4 protein-coding genes and 1 pseudogene are annotated in these 4,197 nt (G+C 67.4%); 3 read left to right on the top strand and 2 right to left on the bottom strand.

The features are described from left to right. Positions 1-274, top strand: a pseudogene (locus Q1V87_RS00660) (tryptophan--tRNA ligase); the annotation flags it as partial. Between the two features lie 22 nt (positions 275-296). Here Q1V87_RS00660 and Q1V87_RS00655 read toward each other — a convergent pair. Then, positions 297-1,073 carry an SDR family oxidoreductase gene (locus Q1V87_RS00655; protein ID WP_300590416.1) on the bottom strand — a complete coding sequence of 259 codons (777 nt, stop codon included), beginning with the start codon at positions 1,071-1,073 and terminating at the stop codon, positions 297-299. Between the two features lie 122 nt (positions 1,074-1,195). On the opposite strand from Q1V87_RS00655, the gene Q1V87_RS00650 reads away from it, so the two are divergent. Together Q1V87_RS00650 and Q1V87_RS00645 are read left to right on the top strand one after the other, a co-directional pair. Beyond that, positions 1,196-1,783, top strand: a complete 588-nt coding sequence (locus Q1V87_RS00650; RefSeq protein WP_300590415.1) for a GNAT family N-acetyltransferase — start codon at positions 1,196-1,198, stop codon at positions 1,781-1,783. A 12-nt stretch (positions 1,784-1,795) separates the two neighbouring features. Continuing rightward, a complete protein-coding gene (locus Q1V87_RS00645; protein WP_300590414.1) occupies positions 1,796-2,671 on the top strand; it encodes a DNA-formamidopyrimidine glycosylase family protein in 876 nt (291 codons plus the stop codon). A gap of 45 nt (positions 2,672-2,716) precedes the next feature. Here the strand turns inward: Q1V87_RS00645 and glpK are convergent. Further along, on the bottom strand, positions 2,717-4,197 hold a 1,481-nt coding region (gene glpK / locus Q1V87_RS00640; RefSeq protein WP_300590413.1), incomplete at its 5' end, for a glycerol kinase GlpK.

Raw genomic sequence — 4,197 nt, 5'->3', positions numbered from 1 at the left:
GAACCTGCTCGTCATCTACGCTGCCCTCACTGGTCGGCAGATCCCCGCGATCGAGGACGAGTACGCGGGCCGCGGTTACGGCGACTTCAAGAAGGGGCTCGCAGACGTCGTTGTGAACGAGTTCGAGCCGGTGCGTGCTCGGGCCCTGGAACTGCTCGATGACCCGGCCGAACTCGACCGGGTCCTGGCCGCCAACGCCGCACGGGCTGAGTCTGTCGCCCGCGCGACCCTCGGCGACGTATACGACCGGATCGGGCTCCTCCGCCGCGCCTGACTGCGCGGCGCAGCGTGAGGGCTCACCAGACGCTGTCCCCACGGATCACAACGTCGCTTCCGCCGTCGACGAACACGACCTGGCCGCACAGGTGCGTGTTCTCGGGGCCCGCCAGCCAGGCGAGAAGCCGTGCGACGACGATCGGTTCGGCGAAGCCATTGAGCGGCATGGGAACTGCCTGCTCGATCATCGCCCGCCCCTCGGCGGTCTCCAGGAGCGGAGCGACCATGGGTGTCAGGATGACGCCGGGCGCCACGGCGTTCAAGGGAATTCCAGCTCCTGCCCACTCGGCCGTAGCCGCGTTGCGGCGAATCCAGCGTGAGAAGCCCACCTTCGTCGAACTGTAGATGAGATTTGCAGTATCGGGAGCCGCGGTCAGCTCTGCCGCCCGCGCGAGTGCCGCCTGCTCGTCCCCGGACAGCTCCAGCTCGATGAGGCGCTCATCGGAGGGCTGGAGGGACGCCATGGACGACACCCCCACCGCGCGCGGTGCGTCTGAGTGAGCGAGGAGTGGACGCAAACCTTCCAGCGTTGCGACCATGCCGAAGTAGTTGACGCCGACGGTTGCGGGGGCGGGAATCGCAAGACCCGCGACGGCGAGGACACCATCCACTGTCCCGCCCGAGAGCTGCGTCACCTCGGTGACGAGTCGATCTCTGCCGCCCGGAGTGGTCAGGTCGACGGTGATGTCGGCATCGCGCAGGTCTACGCCGATGACCTTCTCGCCCCGTTCGACGAGGAGATCGGCGGTTGCCTTGCCGATGCCCGATGCGGATCCGGTGACAACATACGTACGCATTTCAGAGTCCTTTCTCCGACGCCGGGGCGCGGAGCGCTCCGTGACGCTGCACCTGCGACGTTACGCCGGCGCCGGCGTCGCCGCGAGAGACGTACGTCCCGCCCGGCACATAGGGTGGGGCGATGGATGCCATCGTGCTGCGTACCGAGCGGTGCGAACTCTCGCCACCGACCGACGCTGACGTGGATGCGATCTTCGAGGCGTGCCAAGACCCCGCGATCCAGCGCTACACGACGGTGCCTTCGCCGTATCTCCGTGAGCACGCCGAGCAGTTCATCCCCCGCGTTCAGCTCCACTGGGCCGAGGGCCGAGAGGCGACGTGGGGTATCCGTCACGACGGTCGACTCGCCGGCATGATCGGGCTGTACCGCCGCGAGCCGGAGTCGGCAGAGCTGGGGTTCTGGATGTCGCCCTGGGCGCGACGACGGCACCTCCTCACGGAAGCTGCCAGGGCGGTCGTTGACGTCGGGTTTGAATCCGCCGGCATGTCGCTGGCGCGTATTGAGTGGCGTGCTGTCGTGGGCAACACCGGATCCGCGCGTGTGGCCCGAGCGCTCGGCTTCCGCTACGAAGGAACGCTCCGCCAGGCACTCGCCGGCCCCCTGCAGCGGGACGACGCCTGGATCGCGGGCCTTCTCCCCGGCGATGATCGCGCGCCGGTCGCGTGGCCGATCATCGATGGAGGCCTGCCGCCGCTTCCCACCCCGTGACAGGATGTCGCCATGCCCGAGATGCCGGAAGTGCAAGGACTTGTCGACTTCCTTGCCGGACGCCTGCCGGGTCTCACGCTCACGCGCGCGACAGTTGCGAACATCGCGGCGCTCAAGACCTACGATCCGCCGCTGGATGCACTCGTCGGCACGCAGGTCGTGTCGGTGTCGCGCCACGGGAAGTTCGTCGACATCGAAACGGGTACGGATCCTGCATCCTCGCTACACCTCGTCTTCCACCTCGCGAAGGCCGGGTGGCTCCGCTGGTACGACGAACTGCCGAGCACGATCATCCGCCCCGGCAAAACCCCCATCGCCCTCCGCATCGCGTTCTCGGACGGCTCAGGGTTCGATCTCACTGAGGCCGGCACGAAGAAGTCCCTCGCCGTGTACGCCGCCCGGAATCCCGCAGACGTGCCAGGCATCGAGAGGCTCGGCCCTGATCCGCTCGGTCCGGGATTCGATCGTGACGCTCTCGCCGCGCTGCTCAAGGGACGCCGCACCCAGATCAAAGGCGTTCTGCGCGATCAGGCGATCATCGCCGGGATCGGCAACGCCTACTCCGATGAGATTCTGCACGCGGCGCGGATGTCACCGTACGCCCTGGCAGCGACCCTGACAGATGCCGATGTCGACACGCTCTACGCCGCGATGCACCAAACGCTCGCGGAAGCGATCGCGACAGCATCCGGCAAACCCCCTGCCGAACTCAAGGACGCCAAACGACGCGGGATGCGGGTGCACGGCCGCCGGGGCGAGACGTGCCCGGTCTGTGGCGACGAGGTGCGCAGCGTCTTCTTCGCCGACAACTCCCTCGAGTACTGCCCCACGTGCCAGACCGCCGGCAAACTGCTAGCCGATCGCCGCCTCTCCCGCCTCCTCAAGTAGCGCAGGAGCGAAGCGAACTGCCCAGCGCGGGGCCACGCGAACCAATCAGTCGCCGAGCGTATCCATCAGCGTCCGGGCGTCGTCATCCACCCAATCAAGAGACTTGGTGACGGCCTTCTTCCACAGCCGGTACCGGCGAGCGCGTTCCTCGTCCGACATCTGCGGCTCGAACCGGCGATCGACCTGCCAGTGCTCGCGCAGTTCGTCGAGTCCCGACCAGATGCCGACTGCAAGTCCTGCCGCGTAGGCGGCGCCGAGCGCCGTCGTCTCGACCACGCGCGGGCGTACGACGGGGATGCCGAGGATGTCGGCCTGGAACTGCATGAGCAGATCGTTCTTCGTCATTCCCCCGTCGACGCGCAGTTCCGAGAGATCGCGGCCGGCATCCCCGACGACAGCCTCGATCACGTCCCGGGTCTGGAAGGCCGTCGACTCGAGAGCGGCGCGGGCGATGTGGGCGCGTGTCACGTACCGGGTGAGGCCGACGATCGCACCGCGGGCATCCGGTCGCCAGTAGGGAGCGAACAGGCCCGAGAAGGCTGGCACGAAGTATGACCCGCCCGCGTTCTCGACGGTCATCGCGAGGGTTTCGACATCCTGTGCGCGATCGATGATCCCGAGGTTGTCGCGCAGCCACTGCACGAGCGATCCGGTGACGGCGATCGAGCCTTCCAGCGCATAGTGCGCGGGACCATCCCCCAGCCGATAGGCGACGGTGGTGATGAGTCCGTGACGAGACCGGACGATCTCGGTCCCGGTGCCCACCAGCAGGAAGTTGCCGGTACCGTACGTGTTCTTCGAATCGCCCACGCCGAAGGCAGCCTGCCCGAAGGTCGCGGCCTGCTGATCACCGAGGATGCCGGCGATCGGCAGTTCGCGGGCGGTGCCCGGCAGCGCGAGTTCGCCCACGACATCCGACGACGACCGGATCTCGGGCATCATCGCGCGCGGAATGTTCCACAGGGCGAGCATCTCGTCCGACCAGTCGAGGGTCTGCAGATCCATGAGCAGCGTGCGGCTCGCGTTGGTGACATCGGTCACGTGCGCCCCGCCGCTGGTGCCGCCGGTGAGGTTCCAGACCACCCACGAATCGGGGGTACCGAACAGCAGATGGCCGGCTTCGGCATCCGCCCGAGCCCCCGGCACGTGATCGAGGATCCAGGCGACCTTGGATGCCGAGAAGTAGGTGGCAAGCGGAAGACCCGTCACCTCGGTAACCCGGTCGCCGACGCCGTCACGGGCAAGGGCATCGAGCCAGGGCTGCGTGCGGGTGTCCTGCCACACGATCGCGTTGAAGATGGGCTGGCCCGAGCGGCGGTCCCACACGATCGCAGTCTCGCGCTGGTTCGTGACACCGACGGCGGCGATACCGGATGCCTGCAGATGGGCCTTGCTGAGAACGCCGGAAATCACCCACTCGGTGTTGGTCCAGATCTCCATGGGGTCGTGTTCGACCCACCCGGCACGAGGAAAGATCTGCTCGTGTTCGCGCTGGGCGGTTGCCACCACGGTTCCGGCGCGATCGA

Source organism: Microbacterium sp. (genome assembly GCF_030149085.1).
Taxonomy (GTDB): domain Bacteria; phylum Actinomycetota; class Actinomycetes; order Actinomycetales; family Microbacteriaceae; genus Microbacterium.
This window is presented reverse-complemented; position numbering and strand designations above follow the sequence as displayed.

Bases quoted from the DNA above. Each gene is read 5' to 3' on its own strand.
- Q1V87_RS00645 (WP_300590414.1), top strand. From the start codon at position 1,796: ATGCCCGAGATGCCGGAAGTGCAAGGACTTGTCGACTTCCTTGCCGGA.
- Q1V87_RS00655 (WP_300590416.1), bottom strand. From the start codon at position 1,073: ATGCGTACGTATGTTGTCACCGGATCCGCATCGGGCATCGGCAAGGCA.
- Q1V87_RS00650 (WP_300590415.1), top strand. From the start codon at position 1,196: ATGGATGCCATCGTGCTGCGTACCGAGCGGTGCGAACTCTCGCCACCG.